Source organism: Methanolobus sp. ZRKC5 (genome assembly GCF_038446525.1).
Classification (GTDB): domain Archaea; phylum Halobacteriota; class Methanosarcinia; order Methanosarcinales; family Methanosarcinaceae; genus Methanolobus.
The window spans coordinates 800,541-820,061 of the sequence record NZ_CP151792.1 but is presented as its reverse complement, the minus strand read 5'-3'; the positions used below and the strand labels follow the sequence as shown (position 1 = coordinate 820,061).

At 42.3% G+C, this 19,521-nt stretch carries 25 protein-coding genes and 1 tRNA gene; 23 read left to right on the top strand and 3 right to left on the bottom strand.

Annotated elements, in window-relative coordinates; translation table 11 throughout:
• The first annotated feature begins 74 nt into the window (after window positions 1-74).
• From proS to WN948_RS03815, 4 genes are all read left to right on the top strand, one after another.
• Complete coding sequence (proS, locus tag WN948_RS03830) at window positions 75-1,511, top strand: proline--tRNA ligase (protein WP_342305680.1); 1,437 nt, start codon at window positions 75-77, stop codon at window positions 1,509-1,511.
• A 54-nt stretch (window positions 1,512-1,565) separates the two neighbouring features.
• Window positions 1,566-2,642: a nicotinate mononucleotide-dependent phosphoribosyltransferase CobT gene (gene cobT, locus WN948_RS03825; protein ID WP_342305679.1), complete on the top strand. Its 1,077-nt coding sequence runs from the start codon at window positions 1,566-1,568 to the stop codon at window positions 2,640-2,642.
• A gap of 69 nt (window positions 2,643-2,711) precedes the next feature.
• A tRNA-Trp gene (locus WN948_RS03820) sits at window positions 2,712-2,907 on the top strand.
• A 203-nt stretch (window positions 2,908-3,110) separates the two neighbouring features.
• Window positions 3,111-3,872 carry a response regulator gene (locus WN948_RS03815; RefSeq protein ID WP_342305678.1) on the top strand — a complete coding sequence of 254 codons (762 nt, stop codon included), beginning with the start codon at window positions 3,111-3,113 and terminating at the stop codon, window positions 3,870-3,872.
• A 27-nt stretch (window positions 3,873-3,899) separates the two neighbouring features.
• On the opposite strand, the gene WN948_RS03810 is transcribed toward WN948_RS03815, so the two are convergent.
• The gene (locus WN948_RS03810; RefSeq protein WP_342305677.1) at window positions 3,900-4,202 is read right to left on the bottom strand and encodes a DUF4405 domain-containing protein; all 303 of its coding nucleotides are present in this window, start codon (window positions 4,200-4,202) and stop codon (window positions 3,900-3,902) included.
• 246 nt (window positions 4,203-4,448) lie between these two features.
• On the opposite strand from WN948_RS03810, the gene WN948_RS03805 reads away from it, so the two are divergent.
• From WN948_RS03805 to WN948_RS03715, 19 genes are all read left to right on the top strand, one after another.
• Window positions 4,449-5,039 carry a 50S ribosomal protein L15e gene (locus WN948_RS03805; protein WP_342305676.1) on the top strand — a complete coding sequence of 197 codons (591 nt, stop codon included), beginning with the start codon at window positions 4,449-4,451 and terminating at the stop codon, window positions 5,037-5,039.
• Between the two features lie 14 nt (window positions 5,040-5,053).
• Complete coding sequence (locus WN948_RS03800; protein WP_342305674.1) at window positions 5,054-5,491, top strand: RNA-binding domain-containing protein; 438 nt, start codon at window positions 5,054-5,056, stop codon at window positions 5,489-5,491.
• Window positions 5,484-6,224: a ribonuclease P protein component 3 gene (locus tag WN948_RS03795; protein ID WP_342305673.1), complete on the top strand. Its 741-nt coding sequence runs from the start codon at window positions 5,484-5,486 to the stop codon at window positions 6,222-6,224. The genes WN948_RS03800 and WN948_RS03795 overlap by 8 nt, the downstream gene beginning before the upstream one ends.
• The gene (locus WN948_RS03790; protein WP_342305672.1) at window positions 6,221-6,595 is read left to right on the top strand and encodes an Rpp14/Pop5 family protein; all 375 of its coding nucleotides are present in this window, start codon (window positions 6,221-6,223) and stop codon (window positions 6,593-6,595) included. The genes WN948_RS03795 and WN948_RS03790 overlap by 4 nt, the downstream gene beginning before the upstream one ends.
• Window positions 6,596-6,666: 71 nt before the next feature.
• Window positions 6,667-7,452, top strand: a complete 786-nt coding sequence (gene psmA, locus WN948_RS03785) for an archaeal proteasome endopeptidase complex subunit alpha (RefSeq protein WP_342306531.1) — start codon at window positions 6,667-6,669, stop codon at window positions 7,450-7,452.
• Window positions 7,453-7,484: 32 nt separating this feature from the next.
• Window positions 7,485-8,177: a ribosome assembly factor SBDS gene (locus WN948_RS03780; protein ID WP_342305671.1), complete on the top strand. Its 693-nt coding sequence runs from the start codon at window positions 7,485-7,487 to the stop codon at window positions 8,175-8,177.
• A 9-nt stretch (window positions 8,178-8,186) separates the two neighbouring features.
• A complete protein-coding gene (gene rrp4, locus WN948_RS03775) occupies window positions 8,187-8,969 on the top strand; it encodes an exosome complex RNA-binding protein Rrp4 (RefSeq protein ID WP_342305670.1) in 783 nt (260 codons plus the stop codon).
• A 57-nt stretch (window positions 8,970-9,026) separates the two neighbouring features.
• A complete protein-coding gene (gene rrp41, locus WN948_RS03770) occupies window positions 9,027-10,010 on the top strand; it encodes an exosome complex exonuclease Rrp41 (protein WP_342305669.1) in 984 nt (327 codons plus the stop codon).
• A gap of 14 nt (window positions 10,011-10,024) precedes the next feature.
• Entirely contained in the window at window positions 10,025-10,807 is a 783-nt protein-coding gene (gene rrp42, locus WN948_RS03765; RefSeq protein ID WP_342305668.1) for an exosome complex protein Rrp42, read from the top strand.
• A gap of 54 nt (window positions 10,808-10,861) precedes the next feature.
• Window positions 10,862-11,149: a 50S ribosomal protein L37ae gene (locus WN948_RS03760; RefSeq protein ID WP_342305667.1), complete on the top strand. Its 288-nt coding sequence runs from the start codon at window positions 10,862-10,864 to the stop codon at window positions 11,147-11,149.
• Between the two features lie 6 nt (window positions 11,150-11,155).
• Window positions 11,156-11,293, top strand: a complete 138-nt coding sequence (locus WN948_RS03755) for a DNA-directed RNA polymerase subunit P (RefSeq protein ID WP_309308391.1) — start codon at window positions 11,156-11,158, stop codon at window positions 11,291-11,293.
• Between the two features lie 6 nt (window positions 11,294-11,299).
• Window positions 11,300-11,773 (top strand): hypothetical protein, encoded by a 474-nt coding sequence (locus WN948_RS03750; protein WP_342305666.1) that lies wholly within the window; start codon window positions 11,300-11,302, stop codon window positions 11,771-11,773.
• A complete protein-coding gene (locus WN948_RS03745) occupies window positions 11,764-12,000 on the top strand; it encodes a KEOPS complex subunit Pcc1 (RefSeq protein ID WP_342305664.1) in 237 nt (78 codons plus the stop codon). The genes WN948_RS03750 and WN948_RS03745 overlap by 10 nt, the downstream gene beginning before the upstream one ends.
• 140 nt (window positions 12,001-12,140) lie before the next feature.
• Window positions 12,141-12,494, top strand: coding sequence for a prefoldin subunit beta (locus tag WN948_RS03740; RefSeq protein WP_342305663.1), 354 nt, complete (start codon window positions 12,141-12,143; stop codon window positions 12,492-12,494).
• Window positions 12,495-12,555: 61 nt separating this feature from the next.
• Window positions 12,556-13,554: a DHH family phosphoesterase gene (locus WN948_RS03735; protein WP_342305662.1), complete on the top strand. Its 999-nt coding sequence runs from the start codon at window positions 12,556-12,558 to the stop codon at window positions 13,552-13,554.
• 19 nt (window positions 13,555-13,573) lie between these two features.
• Window positions 13,574-14,878 (top strand): phenylacetate--CoA ligase, encoded by a 1,305-nt coding sequence (locus WN948_RS03730; protein ID WP_342305661.1) that lies wholly within the window; start codon window positions 13,574-13,576, stop codon window positions 14,876-14,878.
• Window positions 14,879-14,924: 46 nt separating this feature from the next.
• Window positions 14,925-15,362, top strand: coding sequence for an acetolactate synthase (locus WN948_RS03725; protein WP_342305660.1), 438 nt, complete (start codon window positions 14,925-14,927; stop codon window positions 15,360-15,362).
• Between the two features lie 179 nt (window positions 15,363-15,541).
• Entirely contained in the window at window positions 15,542-15,889 is a 348-nt protein-coding gene (locus WN948_RS03720; RefSeq protein WP_342305659.1) for a DUF2103 domain-containing protein, read from the top strand.
• Between the two features lie 11 nt (window positions 15,890-15,900).
• A complete protein-coding gene (locus tag WN948_RS03715; RefSeq protein WP_342305658.1) occupies window positions 15,901-16,884 on the top strand; it encodes a methanogenesis marker 12 protein in 984 nt (327 codons plus the stop codon).
• An 86-nt stretch (window positions 16,885-16,970) separates the two neighbouring features.
• On the opposite strand, the gene WN948_RS03710 is transcribed toward WN948_RS03715, so the two are convergent.
• Complete coding sequence (locus WN948_RS03710) at window positions 16,971-18,512, bottom strand: thiamine pyrophosphate-dependent enzyme (protein ID WP_342305656.1); 1,542 nt, start codon at window positions 18,510-18,512, stop codon at window positions 16,971-16,973.
• 7 nt (window positions 18,513-18,519) lie between these two features.
• Window positions 18,520-19,431, bottom strand: coding sequence for a methanogenesis marker protein 11 (gene mmp11, locus WN948_RS03705; RefSeq protein WP_342305655.1), 912 nt, complete (start codon window positions 19,429-19,431; stop codon window positions 18,520-18,522).
• Window positions 19,432-19,521: the final 90 nt, after the last annotated feature.

Sequence of the window (19,521 nt, the reverse complement as noted above, 5' to 3'; positions counted from 1 at the left end):
TGGTTCAGAAAGGAAATGCCTATAAGCAATGTACTTGTTAATGTAGCCAAAATCAGATATAAACAGGTGAACACATGGCAGAGCAAGAAAAAGAGGCTGCGCTTCCTTCAAAAGAGAATTTCAGTGAATGGTATAATGACCTTTTACTGAAAGGTGAGATTATGGACGTACGTTATCCTGTCAAAGGATTATATGTGTGGTTCCCTTTTGGTTTCAACATCAGGAGAAATGTTTACGATATCATTCGTAAGTTGCTTGATAGGGACCATCAGGAGGCATTGTTCCCCCTTCTAATTCCTGAAAATGAGTTCATGAAAGAGGCTGAACACATAAAAGGTTTTGAAGAAGAGGTTTATTGGGTAACACACGGAGGTACCTCTCCGCTGGATGTTAAACTGGCACTTCGTCCTACGAGTGAGACTGCTATTTATCCTATGTACAAGCTGTGGGTAAGGTCACATGCAGACCTGCCTCTTAAACTATACCAGATAGTTAATACATTCAGGTATGAGACTAAGCACACGCGTCCTCTTATCAGACTGCGTGAGATCACTTCCTTCAAGGAAGCACATACAGTTCATGCAACATGGGATGATGCAGCTGCTCAGGTGGATGAAGCCATTAGGCTTTATACTGAGTTCTACCGCCAACTCGCAGTTCCTGTTCTTGCATCCAAAAGACCGGACTGGGATAAATTCCCTGGTGCGGACTACACGATAGCTACTGATGCCCTGATGCCCGACGGCAAGACCTTACAGGTAGGCACGGCTCACCATCTTGGTGACAATTTTGCAAAGACATTTGACATAACCTATGAGGATGCAGAAGGTGAGCAGGTCTATGCTTATCAGACCTGTTATGGTGTTTCAGAACGTTCCATAGCTTCCATGATATCCATACACGGGGATGATAAGGGTCTGGTGCTTCCTCCTGCGGTTGCTCCGGTACAGGTTGTGATAATTCCTATCGTTTTCAAGAAGCCCGAAGGTGTTCCTGAAGCGTGTGAGGAAGTAATGAGTGCTCTTGAAGCAGCAGGTATTCGTGTAAAGATGGATGCAAGTGACAGTCGTCCTGGTGCTAAATACTATAAGTGGGAAATGCGCGGAGTTCCTGTAAGGCTGGAACTTGGTCCAAGGGACCTTAAAAATAATGCTGCAATGCTTGCACGTCGTGATACTGGCGAGAAGCTGCAGGTATCTCTCGACAATATCACAGATGAAGTTCTGTCCCTGCTTGACGAAATTCATGAGAATTTATATGAAAAGGCAAACGCAAGTTTGCAGGAACGTATTTTTGAGTGTGAGGATATTGCTGTAATTAAGGAGAAACTGGCTGAGGGAATTGCAAAGGTATTCTGGTGTGGTAATAAGGAATGTGGCCTTAAGCTTGAGGAAGAGATCGGTGCGGGTATACTTGGCATACCTACTGAGCAAACAGAAGGTTGCTCCGGCAAATGTCCTATATGTGGTGCAGATGCGGATACTCAGGTGTATGTTGCCAGGACGTACTGAAGTTTGTCTGGAAACTGACATATACTCCCTGTAAAATACATCTAGGCGATTGGTATGGATACATTAGCACCAGAAAAAGTCAGGTTACCTGAAAAACCGTTGTTTGTATGTGTTCTTGGAAACACAGAAACCGCTTATATCGAAGGTCTCTCTGCCGCAGGCAAGACTGCAAAACTAACAGATTACACGCCGGCAGGTGATGCGGAAGTCCTTGAAACAGGAACTATCGTAGATATTCCGATCCTGCCAATGACGCCTCCGTATGATACACCTACGCCTGCACTTATTACTCGTGCAGCGCTATCGATTACGGGTATTCCACATATCTTTGTGAATGCAGGCTTAAAGGTTCTTCCGGCAAAACAGGTGCCGCTTATTGACATTGGCGGGTTGCCTGGTGATGATATCAGAAAATCTACTGCTGTGCACAATATTGGGGATGCATTCAAAAATGCCTTTAAGCTTGGTGAGAAACTTGCAAAGGACCATGATCTCATTGTGATCGGGGAGAGTATTCCTGCAGGAACTACAACTGCCAATGCAGTACTTCAGTCATTGGGTTATGATGGTACTGTTAGTAGTAGTTCCAGTTCAAACCCGTTGAGTCTCAAAAAACAGGTTGTGGATGATGCTTTAAAATCTTCTTCTATTAATTTTGGTTCTTTGAGTGGGGATCCTCTCAAGGCAGTGGCATCCGTTGGTGATCCAATGATGGTTGCTGTTGCAGGAATTGCCGCAGGTCTTGGGGATACTCCTGTTATTCTTGCAGGTGGCACTCAGATGGCTTCTATATTTGCTGTTATCAAACACCTGGGCTACTCTACAGATAACATCAAAATTGTTACTACCACCTACGTTGTGCAAGACGAGTCTGCTAATTTTACAGAACTTGCAAGTGAGATTGGTGCTACTTTTGAAGGTGTTGATCCTGAATTCGGTAAATCTTCATTCAAGGGTTTGCAGCAATATGAAGCTGGTTTTGTCAAAGAAGGTGTGGGTGCAGGTGGAGCTATCTATCTGGCAGGCATGTTCGGTTATTCCCTGGAAGATCTACGCTCAAAGATTGAGGAACTTTGTGATGAGTTGTGCAAATTTGGTGATTTGAACCGGGTAGCGAACGAAAATATATAACATCGAGGCAATGGTACCGCTAAATATATCATTGATAAGATGTATTTTGGGGGTGCTGCCCGAATTTATGGGGCTGTGGCCTAGCCCGGCATGGCGATGGGCTCCAGCGGATAAATGATGAACAACGGGTCTACTGAGACTAACCCGACGGGGTTGGTTTGTGAGGAACCGTTGGAGCACTGATATGTGCTCATTAACTGAATGCTGTTTTTTGCAGCTGTTCGGAGAGACCCGTCGATCGTGAGTTCGAATCTCACCAGCCCCACATTAATTTATTGCAGTATTTGTAATTTCTGCAAGGTTAGTTTTCTATGCCTAAACTATATATGTGGATAGAACTATATAATTAATAGTGAAAAAAGTTCGATTAATTTATGCTTAATTGTGTAACAAGATGTGATGCTCACCAGCAGATTTATATTGCAATATATTTATTTAATTTACGTGTAAACAGGGAGCCTATGATTCATGTCAGATAGGGATAAAGTACTCATTGTTGATGACGAGCAGGCCATAGTTGAGTTAATGGGCCTTTACCTTAAGTCAGATTATGAAGTAATTCCTGCATATAGTGGGCAGGAAGCACTGGATAAGGTTAAAAGTGAAAAGCCCGACATAATTCTGCTTGATGTGATGATGCCTGATATGAATGGGTATGAGGTTTGCAGGGTTTTGAAAACATCTGTTGAAACCCAGTTCCTGCCTGTTGTTATGGTTACTGCATTATCCGGCAAAGATGATCGTATCAAAGGAATAGAAGTGGGGGCTGATGAGTTCCTTGGCAAGCCTGTAAACAGACTTGAGCTTGTTACCCGGGTCAAATCACTTTTAAGAATGAAGCATCTCCAGGATAAGATTCTTGCTGAAAGGAATGAAGCAATGAACTATCTGGATATTGCGGGTTTTATTGTTTTCGTCCTAGACAGGGATATGAAGGTCAATCTCGTTAATGCAAAAGGCAACGATATTCTGGGTTACGGTGAATTTGAACTGATAGGCCATGACTTTTCTAAATTACTTGTTCCTGAAATACTAAAGGAAGATGTCAGGGAAAAGTTTGAAGGGGCTTTAAGTGGTGAATCTGGACTGCCGGAATTCATAGAACATCCTGTCATTGCAAAGGATGGAAGGGAAGTTCCAGTACGCTGGTATAATGTTGTTCTAAAAGATGTGGATGATAATATTACTGGAATCTTGTGTTCTGGTGAAGATCTAAGTAAATTCCAGTAAGATATGGTTTTTAAAGTGCATTGCATTTTAAGGATCTGTAATGGGGCATTTACTATCTTTCTCTTCATTTTTCAAAATATTTTTTGTTGTACAGCATATCCACTTTTGATGTAGTACCAGGTGTACTCCTGTAAAAGATGTCATCAAAATTGCCGATCTGTTGTGTATCAGTGTCCACGTGGCTTTTGTTAATCCTAGATATTCCTGATATCTTCCTTTTGGCACTCCTGGCGGTATCACAAGATACATAACAAATCCTGTGACTGCAACTGCCAGGAATAATATTGTCAACATGGCATCAACGCAATAGTTCAATTTTATTCGGTTCATTATTCATTCTCTTATTTGCAGGTACTATTCTTGCTTTAATTCAATACATTGGCTTTTAATGCTGTATGTCATTTTTAGACTTGTGGTTTCTTCTGTATTTTTTGTTTTTCTTTGTTGGATGGTGCAAAGGTTTAAATCCAATTACGTTAAGTAGTAGTCCTGTTTCATTGTCGGGATAAGTCCCGTGGGAATGTAGCTTTACAAAAGCTGAACCGTGAAACTAGAAATGAAACTAAGGTGAATAAATTGTCAAAATCATTTTACGCATACGTAAGAGACGCATGGAAAGATCCGGACGCAACATATGTCCATGAACTAAGATGGGAAAGACTTCAGGAATGGAGAAAGGAAGGGTCTGTTACAAAGATCAGACGTCCAACCCGTATAGACCGTGCTCGATCCCTTGGATACAAGGCTAAGCAGGGTATCATTGTAGCTCGTGTACATGTACGCAGAGGTAGTCTGAGAAAGTCCAGGTATATTCGTGGAAGACGTACTCAGCGCATGGGCAAGAACAAGATCACTGCCGGAAAGAGCATTCAGAGAATTGCTGAAGAGCGTGCTGGCAGAAAATTCCCTAACCTGGAAGTTCTCAACTCTTACTGGGTTGGTGAAGATGGTAAACTGAAGTGGTACGAGGTAATTCTTGTAGACCCAAACCATCCTGTGATCAAAAGCGACAAGAACCTCAACTGGATATGCAACAACACCCATAAGGGACGTGCAAACCGTGGTAAGACCAGTGCAGGCCGTAAGGGCAGAGGAATGATGTCACGTGGAACAGGTACTGAGAAGAACAGACCAAGTATCAGGTCAAACCTTAACAGGGGCAAGTGATCCATTATATTCACTTGCGCGTGATCGCGCACTCAACTGAGGATATTTCCAGGGTACGTGATGCCCTGGACTTCTTTTTACGGAATGCCATAGGCAGATCAGAAGATGCTGTTACTGATGAACTTGTAGATGTAACGGATATTGAAGGTCATTATGGCAACTCTTCCGTGATGCTCAGTTCGCAGATCACTCGCAAATCTGACGTTGTAAAGATTGCCAGTTTCATCCGGGGGCATCTGTCTCCTGATGATGTTGAGCGTCTTCGCAGTGAGATGCCTGACAGGCTGGATGATGATCAGTTATTCCATATCAGGTTTGACAAACAGGCAGCTTCTCTGGGGAAATTGGTATTGACTTCTTCTTCCGATGCTATAATCATGAAGTTAAAGATAGCCACTTATCCTAAAAACCGTGTTCTTGCGGGGCAGATCGTGGAGGAATTGTTTGGCTAGATCCAATTTCTACGATTTGAGTATCTATTCTGAACCCGAAGGTAAAAATACGATTGAAGAAATGGCTGCCCTTTCAAAGCATTTTTGCTATAAGGGTATTGCTATTACCAATTCTCCTAAATCGTGTTCTTCTGAAAGGTCTGCTTGTTTCGGTGACTTTGAGGTTTTCAGTGGAGTTGAACTGAATGTGGATAATGCTTCAAAGTTGCATGGGCTTATAGGTAAATATCGAAAAATGGTCGATGTTATTATTGTCCATGGGGGCAGTGAAAGCATAAATAGGGCAGCTGTAGAAAATTCAAATGTAGATGTCCTTTCTAATTTTGGATCCTTAAAGGACAATGGATTTAATCATGTACTTGCCAAGTCTGCAAATGATAATGATGTGGCAATTTCTTTCGATCTTGGTGACATTATAAGTTATCGTGGTGGAAAAAGGGTAAAAGCATTATCTAATTTCAGGAAGAACCTGAAACTTGTACGTAAGTATGATGTTCCTTTCTTGCTCACAAGCAATGCCAGGTCCTGTTATGACTTGCGTGCTCCTCAGGAGTTGATTGCACTTGCAGAGCTTTTTGGTATGAAGCGTGACGAAGCTATTTGTGGTCTTTCTGCTACTCCGGAATCTATTATATCAAGGAATCGTCCTTCTGCTAATTATGTTTTTGAAGGTGTGGAAATCGTCAGTGCTCATCCGGATGTTGTTATTTTGGATGAAGGTGATAATGCATGAAGGTGCTTCCTCCTACAATGCGGGAAAATAAAAGGTATCTTGCATTTGAACTTATTGCTGATGGTCAGGTGAGCAGGGATGAACTGATAAGGGAGATATTCTCTGCATCCGGTAGTTTGCTTGGGGATCTTGGTTCGAGTGAATGCAACATATGGCTTTTTGCCTTCGATGACCTTAAAGGTGTAGTTAGCTGTGAACGGGAGCATGTGTGGCAAACACGGGCTGTTCTTGCTACAATTACCAACGTAAAAGGAAAAAGGGTTAGTTTTCATATTCTGGGTGTGTCAGGTACGGTTCTTGGAGCAACAAAAAAGTATTTAGAGGGTGTGGATGTATTTAACCCCAAAGAACAGTCACATATAAATGAATAGAAAGCATATTTCAGTTAGTTATCGTATATATTCTATTATTATTCATAAATAAATTAGGAGATGAAGTGAAGATGCAAATGACACCACAGATGGGATATGATCGTGCCATTACTGTTTTTAGTCCAGACGGACGTCTCTTTCAGGTAGAATATGCAAGAGAGGCAGTTAAGAGGGGTACAACCGCAGCAGGAATCAAAGCAAAAGATGGTGTGGTATTGCTTGTGGATAAAAGAATCACAAGCAGGTTGATAGAAGCTGAATCCATTGAGAAGATCTTCCAGATAGATGATCACATTGGTGTTGCTACTTCAGGACTGGTAGCAGATGCTCGTGCTCTTGTAGACCGGGCCAGGGTAGAGGCTCAGGTAAATATGGTATCATACGATGAGCCAATAGGCGTTGAAGTGATCGCCAAGAAAATTTGTGATCACAAACAGACATACACTCAGTATGGTGGTGTCCGTCCTTACGGTACTGCTCTTCTGATAGCAGGTGTTGACGATTCCAGACCACGTCTGTTCGAAACGGATCCAAGCGGTGCATTACTTGAATACAAGGCAACAGCTATTGGAGCTGGTAGAAATGCCTTTATGGAAATATTTGAGTCAGATTACAAGGCTGATATGGATGTCGATGCTGCTATCATGTTGGGTATGAAAGCGCTCTACACTTCAACAGAAGGAAAAATAGATGCAGCTACTCTGGAACTTGGTACTGTGACCCTTGATGATCGTCAGTTCAGAAAGTTATCTGAAGAAGAAGTTGCAACTTATGTTTCAAGAGTCCGTGAAGAACTTAAAGGTACAGAAGAAGAAAAGAAAGACGACTCTGAAAGTCAGGACGAAACCACTGAATAAATCTAGCATTTTATGTCATGGGGTGAATTAACATGGTATCACTTGATGAGTCTGTGATCGCAAGACTCAAGAAAGGAAAGAATCATTTCGAAGTCTTTGTTGAACCTGAGGGTGCATTTGCCTTGAAAAGAGGCGAGAAACTCGATATGGGGAGTATAATCGCTGTAGAGACTATATTCTATGATGCTCATCAAGGTGACCAGGCTGGGGAATCTGATATTTTGAATACCTTTGGTACTAATGATGTACTGGAGGTAGCTGAGCAGATACTTATGCATGGTGAGTTACAGCTGACCAAAGAACAAAGAAAGCGTATTTTGGAAGAGAAAACTAGGCAAGTCATTACTTTTATTGCGCAAAATGCTATAAATCCCCAGACAAAAGCCCCCCATCCACCTTCCAGGATTGAAAAGGCAATGGAAGAAGCTAAAATCCATATAGATCCTATCAAAAGCGTTGACGACCAGGTAAGTATTGTCATGAAAGCCATTCGTCCGATAATACCTATAAGGTTCGAGGAAGTCGACGTTGCTGTAAGGATTCCGGGTGAATACGCAGCAAAAGCTTATGGGGATATCTCTAAATTTGCAACCCTTATCAAGAATGAATGGCAAAGTGATGGTTCATGGGTAGCAGTTGTTAAAATGCCTGCAGGTCTGCAGAACGATTTCTATGGCCTTGTCAATCACCTCTCAAAAGGGGATGCTGAAACTAAATTATTATGAGGCTGCATAATGGAACGTGAAATTGTAATTCCAGGACAGCTATTGTCCGAAAACAAGACTGATTCCGGTCCGGGTACCTATGTAAAGGACGGAAAGGTCTATTCCCTTTTATATGGAGTAAAGAATACTAAAAATAGGATGTCTGTAATTCCTTTTACCGGGAAATACATTCCATCTCCCAGGGACTATGTTATTGGTACGGTTATTGGGGTAACTCCTTCTAACTGGATATTCAATATCAGCTCTCCATATGATGGCCTGTTGCATGTGTCGGAGTATCCCAGACGTGTGGAATCTGACAAAATGTCGGGAATTATGGGTGTTGGTAGTTCAGCTTTGCTTCGCATAAAAGATGTAAATTCATCCATGAAGGTAGAACTGAGCATGAGAGAACGTGGTCTGGGGGCTCTTGATACGGGCCGGGTTATTGAAATAACTCCTACAAAGGTCCCGCGTATCATAGGACATGGTGGTTCTATGGTCTCTATGCTTAAGAAAGAAACAAATTGCGAGATATTTGTAGGTCAGAATGGAAGGATATGGATTAATGGTAATGATGCTGAAATGGACCTTCTCAATGAGGCTATTGAGCTTATAATGAAACATTCTCATACTTCCGGTTTGACGGAGAGAATTTCTAGTTTCTTGAAAAATGAAGATGATGTTGTTTCTGAGAAGGATGAAACTGTTTTGGAAGATGATCTCGTTGTGGATACGGAAGATGAATGCGAGATTAGGGAAGAAACCTGCAGAAAAGTTGATGCACTGCTGGATGATGATGATGATAATTAACCCAGATGTGTCTCTTTTTTATCAACAGGGAAAATGTGCAAACATTGGAGAATTAATATGAGTGATAAACCTGAAAAGTTCATTGATGAAAATGGATTACGTCTCGATGGAAGACGTATTAATGAGATCAGGCCTATGAAAATGGAGATAGGTGTACTCTCCAGGGCCGACGGTTCATGTTATTTGGAATGGGGTAACAATAAGGTTCTTGCGGCTGTATATGGTCCAAGGGAGCTCCATCCAAGAAGATTGCAGAAAGCAGATTCTGCATTGATAAGATATCGTTATAATATGGCAGCTTTTTCTGTGGAGGACCGCATAAGGCCTGGTCCAAACAGAAGAAGTATCGAAATATCAAAAGTAAGCCGCGAGGCATTTGAGCCTGTCGTTCTTACGCATCTTTATCCTGGTGCTGTTATTGATGTCTTTGCTGAAGTGCTTCAGGCAGATGCCGGAACTCGTACAGCAGCTATAAATGCAGCTTCTTTGGCACTTGCAGATGCCGGTATTCCTATGAAGGGACTTATCTCTGCATGCGCTGTAGGTAAGGTTGATGGCCAGATGGTGCTTGACCTTAATAAGCCTGAAGATAACTATGGTGATGCTGATATCCCAATGGCTATGACTTCTGATGGTGAGATCACCCTCTTGCAAATGGATGGCGATGTAACACAGGAAGAATTCAAAACAGCAATTGAAATGTGTAAAGATGGATGTCGTCAGATCCTTGCGATGCAGCAGGAGACTCTCAGGAACAAATTTACCAAACTGGAAGAAGTGGAAACCTCTGAAGATGAGGAAGATGTCGATGTTTCCGCTCTTGTTGAATCTGCATTGGTGTCTTCAGAAGAAGATGAAACGTCTGAGGATGCTGAGGGCATAGAAGAAGGCGAAATGGAAGATGATGTAGAAGATGCTGAAACAGAGGATGAAGTTGAATCTGTGGAAGAGCAAGAGGATTCTTTCCAGGACGTAGATGAAGAGGATATTCCTGAAGACAATGATGAGGATGTCCCCGAAGATGATGAAGAGACTGTCTGAGGGATGTGGTAATCATGAGTAATGAATCAATGTCTATACTTAAGAAAGATTATATTTACAACCTTATGCTCAAAGGGAAACGTGATGATGGTCGTACCTTTGATGAAATAAGGAATATAGATCTCAGGACCAATGTAATTGATAAAGCAGAGGGTTCTGCATGGATCAAGCTGGGAGAAACAGAAATTCTGGTCGGTGTTAAAGTTCAGATTGGAACTCCGTTCCCTGATTCTGCTGGCGAAGGTGTCATTATTACAAGCATGGAGTTAAATCCAATTGCTTCTCCTAATTTTGAGGCTGGTCCTCCAAAGGAGAATGCAATAGAGATGGCTCGGGTGACTGACAGAGGTATCCGTGAATCAGGCGCAATTGATTTAAGTAAGTTGTGTATTACGAAGGGGGAAGAAGTTTGGATGGTATTCATCGATATCCATGTTCTCAATAACTGCGGGAACATTCAGGATGCTGCCTCTCTGGGTGCAATTGCTGCCTTGTTGACTGCCACTGTTCCTGGTGGACGTGAGGGACGTGGAGAGGACGTGCCTATGCCTATCAGAGATATGCCTGTTGCTATTACACTGGTAGATATCGGCGGCGAGATGATGCTTGACCCAGGTCTTGATGAAGAGACTGCATGCGATACCCGTATAACAATCATCTCTAATCAGGATGGTTCTATATCAGGAATGCAAAAGAGCGGTGACGGTGCACTTACTGAAGAGCAGCTGTTAAAGGCCGTTTCTTTGGCATGCCAGAAAGCATCAGAACTGAGGGAAGCTCATCTGCTGAATATCTAAACAGAAAGATTCAATATCACATTTATTTCACACCATTTCAAGGAGATAATATTCATGGCAAAAAAGTATACAAGAAAAGGGCGAGTGTCCAGATCCGCTGGTAGGTTTGGTACACGATATGGTAGGAAGGACCGTAAATTAGTAGCGGACCTTGAAGAAAAGATGCGAATGCCTCACATGTGTTCAAAATGTGCACGTCCTACCGTCAAAAGAATAGGCACTGGTATATGGAAATGTACAAAATGTGACTATACCTTTGCAGGTGGAACTTTCCTGCCACAGACCAATGTAGGCAAGACAGTTACACGTTCAGTTAAGAAAGCAACAGAAGCACTCGAGTAGGTGAATATGGCCTATAAATGTACAAGATGCAAAAGAAATGTTGAGATCGATTATGAGTATACTGGTATCCGCTGCCCATACTGTGGACACCGTATTCTTGTGAAAGAACGTCCAACATCTATTAAGCGCATCAAAGCAGAGTAAGAAGCGATGTTTATCACTTCTTCTCGCAAACCTTCCGCCAGTACGCGTACGCTATGTAAGCATCTGGCATCTTTTTTCGGTTGTGAATATGCCAACCGTGGTAAGATGGGTATGGGAGAGGTTCTAGCCCTTTCTCATGACACTCCTCTCATCATAGTAGGCGAATATCACGGCAACCCGGGTAGTATGGTTTTTTATGATCATGAGGGTTACTGTGTATTGTCACTTCATATTTCGATGTTATCTGCGGTTTTTTCATATCCTCGAAAGTCCGGTGTAACTCCTTCAATAGGGGGAGATGGCGAGCTTGTATCAGTTGTATCTGACATTCTCTGTCCTGATTGCCCAAAAGGTTCTTCGGTCTCATTATCGCTGGATATTTCCGGGGATAAAATGGATTTCAAGGAACAGGAAAAAGTGTTGTTCAGTCTGAGGATAAAAAGTCATAAAATATATAATGGTGATGAAGATTGCTCTTAATCACCAATTCTGTATTTGAAACGCCTGCAGCTCCTTCTATTTATCGTTCCCTGAAACCTGAACTTGAGACAATGATAACTGACAGGTCTTCTGTTGATATGCTCTTTGAAGGTACCTCTCTTTATCTTACCGTTAGATCTGATGACCTTGTTTCCATGCGCTCAACTCTTAACACATGGCTACGCCTAATTCAGGTTGCATCCGAGACAGCATCCTGTCTGGTATGATTAGATTTTGCTAATAGGGCCTTCATTTTTCGCTTTCTATTTTGCATCTGTATCATCTCTTTACATCGTTGTTTATTGCTTCTGTGTACATAGAAACATTAAAATCACTTTAGGTTTATTGATATGCCAGGTGAAACCAAATGAGTACACAAATACCCCCGCAGATACAGAACCAAATATCTCAGTTGCAGCAGGTTCAGCAGCAGGCACAGTCCCTGGCTATGCAAAAATCCCAGATAGAGTCCCTGCAAAAAGAATCTGAAATGGCACTTGAAGAACTGGATAAACTTCCTGAAGATGTTGTTGTTTATCGCAGCATAGGCGAATTGCAGATAAAGTCCAGCAAGGAAGAATCCGTTTCTAAATTAAATGAAAAGGTCGAGACACTTTCACTCAGAATACAATCAATTTCAAGGCAGGAAGAAAGAGTCTCCAAACGTTTCACACAACTTCAGGAACAGATCGAACAATCTATGGGGAACCAGGCTCAATAAGCCTATTTCCTATACTGATGACATTATCACTTTAACAGGCTGATAATGTTCAGAGGTTTCCATGCAAGTTGAAGAAACGGAGTTTTTTAATAAACTTCTGGATTACACTAATATTCTTTATCTTTGCCATCGGAATGCTGATCCAGATGCAGTGAGCAGTGCGTTTGCTCTTTCTGAGGCACTGGGTGGGACAATCGGTCTTGTGGATGGATGCAACAGGGTTGCTTCACTTCTTATAGATAAACTCAACATTGATGTTGTTGAAACACCCGACCCATCGGAGTATGATATTACTCTGGTAGTTGATACTTCTACTAGTTCACAGCTCAATGATATCAAGCTTGGCAAGTATTGTGTGATCGATCACCATGCTACTACAGCTTTAATTGAAAATGCCGAATTCTATCTTCATCGTCATGCAACATCCACTGCAGAAATGGTCTTTGGTATTCTGCAATCCATGGGTGCTCCCATCATGCGTCGCACTGCCATGGGTCTTTTGACCGGTATAATTACCGATACAGGACACTTTAAACATGCTACGCAGGAAACTTTCAAGACGGTTTCCGAGATAATAGCTGCCAGCGGAGTGGAGTATGCCGATGTACTGGAAATGATGGCTGCAACTCCTCAGGACATATCAATGCGCATCGCAATGTTAAAATGTGCAACAAGGGCAACCATTGAAAGAGTTGATGACTGGCTGGTAGTTGATTCTCACGTAAATTCATTTGGAGGTGCTGCTTCTTCTATGTTTCTTAATGTTGGTGCAGATGTTGCTCTTATTGGTACTTCGCGTGATGCCAATATAAGGGTTAGCGGAAGGGCTAAGCGTGAAGCAGTTGCAGCAGGTGTGAATCTGGGTAAGATAATGGAAGATATTAGTAAGAACTATGATGGTACCGGAGGAGGACATGCAGGAGCTGCTGGCATAGATGTAGTTGCTGATATGGATACCATCATTTTTGAATGCAAATACAGGATACGTGATATCCTCAGAGGGAAACCCAATCCCTCGATATGTGATTCACTGAACGAAGAATCTCAAAAATCAGAATAATCTAATAAAGGGCGATTAGATGATAGAGTACTGGAACCCATTGGTTGAAAGGATGCCAGTTGATGAACTGGATAATATGCAGGAAAAGAAACTAAAAAGTCTGGTGAATTATGTATATCAGCATTCGGATTTCTATAAAAAGAAATTTGATGATGCAGGTGTTAAACCTGAGGATATACAGTCACTGGGCGATTTAAAAAAGTTGCCTTTTACATATAAGTCAGACCTCAGGGATACCTATCCAACAGGTATGTTCTGTGTGCCCAATGAACAACTCGTTCGTTTCCACGTTTCTTCAGGAACAACCGGAAAACCTACGGTAGTCGGATACACTCGTAACGACATTAATGAATGGGCTACGTCCCTTGCAAGGGCACTTACCTCAATTGGTGTCGGACGCGGTGATGTTGTCCAGATAAGTTACGGATACGGTCTTTTTACAGGTGGTCTTGGCTTACACTATGGTGCTGAAGAGGTAGGTTGCACAGTTCTTCCGACAAGTTCCGGAAACACTGAAAAGCAGCTGGATCTCATGCAGGACCTTAATTCCAGTGTAATGGCATGCACTCCATCTTACTTCCTCTTCATGAATGAGGTTGCAAATCAGAGTGGTCTAAGCATAGAGAATGATACTCAGCTTCGTGTGGGTATATTTGGTGCAGAGCCCTGGTCTGAGGAGATGAGGTCTCGGATAGAGGAAGCTACAGGTATCAAAGCTTATGATATATATGGTACATCCGAACTCAGTGGACCTCTTTGCACAGAATGCCAATATCAGGATGGTATACATATCTGGGCAGATCAGTTCCTGATCGAGGTCATAGACCCTGAGACTGGAGAACAGCTCGAAGAAGGTGAGCGCGGAGAACTTGTAATTACCACACTGGCCAAAGAAGCGCTTCCACTTATCAGGTATCGTATCGGCGATATTACAGTTATCAATAGGCAGCCATGTGAATGTGGACGTACTCATCCTCGTATCATGAGAGTTCTGGGACGTGCAGATGATATGCTTATTGTTCGTGGTATCAACGTGTTCCCTGGACAGGTGGAATCAGTCCTCATGAATATCCCTGAAGTCGGCGAGCATTTCATGATCGTTGTTGACAGGATCAATGAACTTGATATCATGAAGGTCCAGATCGAGATAACTGATGAAGCGTTCAGCGATAAGGTCAATGATATCATATCGTTGGAGAAAAAAGTTGGAACAGCACTAAAAAATGTGCTCAATCTTGCTGTGAAGGTGGAACTTGTTGAAAAAGGAACTATTCCAAGATCAATGGGTAAAGCCAAGAAAGTAATAGACAACAGAAAGTTATAATATTTACTAGGACAACATAACTTTTAATAAAATTGCAGGTGCTAACATGGAAGAGAAGATCATCAAACAAATATCCCTTTTTGCTGAGAACAAACCTGGCCGTCTTGCAAACATCGCAGAAAACTTCAGGAAGGCTGGCATCAATATCAGGGCATTCACTATAGCCGAAGCAGGAGACTTTGGAATCATCAGGATGGTCGTTGATAAACCGGATGCAGCACATGAAGTTCTTCATGATGCAGGTTTCACTGTTTCCGAAACCAATGTGATGGGTGTGGAAATGCAAGACATACCTGGTGGTCTGGGGAAAATAGCAGATGTTCTTGGTGAGAAGAGTATAAATATTGATTATGCATATGCTTTCGTCACAAAGACGGAGAAAGCTCTTCTGATTCTAAGGGTCAGTGACATCGAGGGAGCTATCAAGATTCTTCATGGTGCAGGTGTCAAGCTTATAGATATGGCTGATATTCAGGAGATATGATTTCCTGAATATTGTCCTTTATTTTATTCTTTTTACTATCCGTAACAGGTCTGCAAAATTATTACTTATTTTAAATTTTAAACCAGGTTCTGTCCATATATTTATCTCTAAATTTTTTAGTGATGCTTATAAGTTCCAACCACCAATATTTTATAGTATCTGCTGTCATTCCCCTTGAAATGAGTGATACTATCAATGCAAATGGGGTTAATAAACCGAAATCCAAACTTGGCGGTTCCCATAGCACCATAATTGGTGGTCGAAGTGGTAAGAAGATAGTATCTATGTTGAGTCAGCATTCTGAGATCAAAAAGATAATACCTTCGGTGATTACTGTAAAAGGAAAAGGTAATTCAGGGGGTATGCTGACCGCCCGCGTACAAAGGCCTGATGAACGGGGTAATCTGAGGCTGCTTCTTTCTCGTGGAACTTCCTTTCAGGAACTACGCTTAGTAACTACTGTTGGTAGTTTTACAGAAGGGGAGCGTATCATGGAAGAACTCAATTTATTGCTAATTGATGATTAAAGGTGTATATTATGTTCGTTGGAATTGATCACGGTACGACTGCAATGCGCTTTGCTGCATTTTTCCCAGAGTCTGGAAAAGTGCTCAAACTGGAAATTCCAAGAACTGAAGCAGCTGATATGACCGAGTCCCAGCTGGTGTCATCAATCGAAAAAGCTTTCGATATCATTAGTCTTGATATATCTCTTATGGCTGTGACATATTCCATGGGCGATGGTATTACAGATATTGAGGACATACGAAGTGTCAATAACAGGGGTGTTAAAAGTATCGAGGGAGCTGGAAAGAAAACAGGCGGTGGAAGTCGTGTTTTTGATTCAATCGCATCATTTGGGATTCCAGCAGTTGTTATACCTGGTATTCATGATGGGAGTAATACGGATTCCCGGCTGAATATTTTCTCTCATTCTACCAGTCCGGAGAAAGTAGGGATTGCTTACCATGCATTTTCTCTTGGTTTTAATGATTTCGTTCTTTCTGATATAAGTTCCAATACTGTAACAGTAGGCGTTGCAGCTGGCAAACTTATTGGCGCCATAGATGCCTGTATATTTGCACCTGGATTGCAGCATGGTCCGCTTGATGTGCAAGCCCTGAGAGATGTAGATGCCGGAAAGATGAGTGCGAATGAAGCATTTGTGCATTCTGGTGTTCTTAAGAACACTCCTTTCTCAGACAGGCATGATCTCATTAAGGCAGCTGAAAACAAGGACTCAAAGGCAATTCACGCACTGGATAGTATAGCTCTCTTTGCTGCCATGGAAATTACGGGTATGCAAATTCTGCTGAAGGATTACGATTCAACAGGTGAGATTATTATAGAGGGCTCTGTTGGTGAGATTCCTTATGTTGTAGAAAAGATCGAAAAACATCTTGGTGTAAGGGCTCATGTACTTGACAGGTGGAGCGCTGCTATTGGATGTGCTGAGATTGCACAGGCCATTCACTCGGGTTCACGGGATATTCTCGGATTGAATGTTAACTTCTCGAAGTAATTGTTTGGCATTTCAAATTTGAAATTATAAATATGAAACGATATATTTCAAACATCAAATTTATTGCAGCACTATGTCCTTAAGGTTCAATACAGTGTGCATTTACCTTCGATATAGATCACAGAAACTCCTTTCACTTTCAGTCTTTCCCGTATCATATCCTTAATTATGTTCTGGGTTTTGACCGAACCTTCTGAAATGATACTATTATCAATATCAAAAATAATCGTGTCCGGTGCAAGAGCTTTCACAACATTATGCAGGTCAGGTGTCTCCTGTCCGCCTGTCATTGCAGCGATCTCATTCTGGAGTATTATAACGAGGATATCAAAAGCACCGTCTACTGCATTTATGAGTCCCACAATTCCTGAGTGTGCGAGTCCAAAATCTCCGATGACTGCTATTCCCTTTCCTGGAAAACCGCATGCTGTGGAAATTGCACCACCAAGTGCAAACCCGGTATTAACTGCATTGAGTGGGTCAGGTGCTGTGCGTATGGAACATCCCATATCTCCTGCGATTGGCTCTATATCATGCAGTACGTTGTAGAGTGGCATGAATGGGCAATCGCTGCAGATAGGTCTTGACCCTCTGCTAACAATGGTCTGGATTTCTGTGTACTTTGTGACCTCATCCATGTCTATGTTCTCAAGGGCAAATTCCACATGTTCTTTTTGAATCATACCTACAGGAAGATGTCCGCTTTTTTTTCCAAGAACATTGTTACAGGTACAAATATATGATTCTATGACAGCTTCGCTTTCTTCCACAACAAGTATACGTTCGTGTTTGTCAATGAATTGTTTCATAATGTTTTTGGGAAATGGTGAGACAAGCCCAATGGCCAGGTGCGAATAACCTGAATATACCAGTTGTGTAGATAGCATGTCATCCACTACTGTTGAAGGATAACCTGAAGATATTATCCCGACTTTCTCCCCATTTATTGAAATGCGATTGAAGCATGAATTCTCAGCTTCACGAATCAGAATGGGCTCTGATTCAATATGGAACCGTTGGTGCTTTCCATGCATGGTGAGTTTCCATATATCCCGGTCAAGCTTCTTTTCTGCGACATCAGCTTCTTTATTGCTTAGTGTTCTGCTGATATTTTCCTCTCTTTTTTCCAGCCTGTCAGTAATCCTCATAATAACCGGAACCTTCGCTTCTTCTGAGAGTTCAAAAGCCCGGTGCAATGAATCGTAAGCATCTTTTGGTGTTGCCGGGTCAAAAACAGCGGTTTCTGAGAGTGCTCCGTAGAATCTGGAATCCTGCTCATTTTGTGAAGCTTTTGCTCCGGGGTCGTCTCCGACAAGTATGACAAGTCCTGCACCGATGGTATGCATCATCGCTGTCATTAGCGGGTCTGAAAGCAGGTTCATACCCACATGTTTGACCAATACCATGGACCTTCTTCCGGTGACAGATGTGCCCAATGATGCTTCCATGGCTGCTTTTTCGTTAGTGAACCAGTGGATGTCGTAATCGTTGGAATCTTTTTCCTTAAAAAAGTAGTCTGCAACTGCAGTCATGGGATATCCGGCAACAGCAGTAATGAACCTTACATTGCTGTCAATAGCTGCAAGGTAAATAGCTTCAAGGCCGGTTATATCCTTATTATCTGTCATATCTTTGTTATTCTAATTGTGCAGTCCGCTTAACTGAATCATCAGGTTGTGCGAACCATGCCAGTGCTGCAAGTGCTCCTATGACACCGTTGCCGTCAAGCCAGACATCGACGTTGTTGTCCTTTGCATTCTGCATGGCGTATTCCTTCGTTAGCTCACAGTTGCGGCATTCTTTGCTGTACTCGTTCATCTTCTTAGCGTCAAAGTCTGAGAGCACAACCATTCCGGTCTCATCAGAAACGCTGTATTTCAGGAGTGCGGCCTTTATGCTTTCAAGAAGCTCCTGCTTTGCTTCTTCATTCACACATCCGAATTCCAGTACAGTGGATACACAGTTCTGTGTCCTTGCTGATACCGGAAAAAGCTGTACGAGTGAGTGAGAAAGGTAAACGGACTCGATACAGTCCAGTTCCTTTGCCATATTATGTGTAAGTGTCCAGGTGGCGCCTTCTTCCTTTGTGTCTGTGTCATCTATACCGATGAGCACTCTCTCTCTTTTAGGGACTACGACTGTTCCCTTTGCAGCACGCCCGCCGCCTGATTCTGTATAATTGCAACATAACACGCCCTCCGCAAATGCCCTGCATTTTGTAGCGCCTACTCCGCCTCCGCCAAGCCCGGCATATGTGATGTGAACCTCATTTCCTTCCACAACAACCGATTCAATTCCTGCAGCAGCAGTGGATGGCTTAAGCTCAAGGGTGGATGTACCTGTTTTCACTATATATCTGATCATGTTCCCAATGGAACGCGTGTTCAGGATGAGCGGCGAATGTGAATAATGGAACTTTGACCATGCGGCACCGCCATAACAGTTCGTATGCTCGATGATCTCTGCATATTCGTTGTTCCTGTCGCATATTGCATATATGCCTCTGTATGGAGTGGTATAGGGGTCATTAAGTTCTATATCTTTCATTTGTGTGCTAATTGCTGGTTAATCCCTTAAATGTTTTGTTTGTAACAGTGGGGGACTTGCTTCAAAAGCCTACTTTTTGACCTTATACAT